This window comes from Bacillus sp. LR--39, from assembly GCF_053613335.1.
The window spans coordinates 1-652 of record NZ_JBSIOT010001032.1 but is presented as its reverse complement, the minus strand read 5'-3'; the positions used below and the strand labels follow the sequence as shown (position 1 = coordinate 652).

General features: G+C 43.4%; 1 protein-coding gene and 1 pseudogene. One reads left to right on the top strand and one right to left on the bottom strand.

Annotated features, from left to right (window positions below; translation table 11 throughout):
- Window positions 1-273: pseudogene (locus ACWHAR_RS28225) on the top strand (phosphogluconate dehydrogenase (NAD(+)-dependent, decarboxylating)); the annotation flags it as partial.
- 18 nt (window positions 274-291) lie between these two features.
- On the opposite strand, the gene ACWHAR_RS28220 reads toward ACWHAR_RS28225, so the two are convergent.
- On the bottom strand, window positions 292-652 hold a 361-nt coding region (locus ACWHAR_RS28220), incomplete at its 5' end, for a TVP38/TMEM64 family protein (protein ID WP_452088589.1).

The following is a 652-nucleotide window of genomic DNA, read 5'->3' as shown; positions in this document are numbered from 1 at the left end:
AATCATGGTTCTGTCATTCGTTCTTGGCTTATGGGACTGACTGAGTGAGCTTTCTCTAAGGATGCTAAACTGGATCAGATCAAGGGCATTATGCATTCCTCAGGTGAAGGAAAATGGACGGTGGAAACTGCGCTTGATCTGCAGACGGTAACTCCGATCATCGCCATGTCACTGATGATGAGATACCGTTCTTTAACTGACGATACGTTTACAGGAAAGGTTGTCGCTGCGCTTCGAAATGAATTTGGAGGCCATGCGACAGAAAAAAAGTAAGGGGGCCAACAAGCCTCCTTATTTTTTTGGCACCTTCAGAAGATGAGGAAACTTTTTATAAATGACCAGCATGATGATCAGAATATATGCACCGTAAATGCTGATAGACAATAATTTATTGCTGGTGAAGTTGGCGCCTGCAATAGTGACAACAACAATATTGGGGATTTTCCCTATTAAAGACGCAAAGAAAAAAACATGCCAGCGAACCTGGCTCAGACCGCAGATCACATTCATTATAAGGGAAGGTATGACTGGTATCAGCCTTCCTAATAAAACAGCGGTAAAAGCGTTTTTGTTGAAGGAAGCCTCGTAGCTTTGTATGGCAGGGTAGGCCTGAACTTTTTTTCTGGCCCAATCTCTAAAACTGTACCTGGCG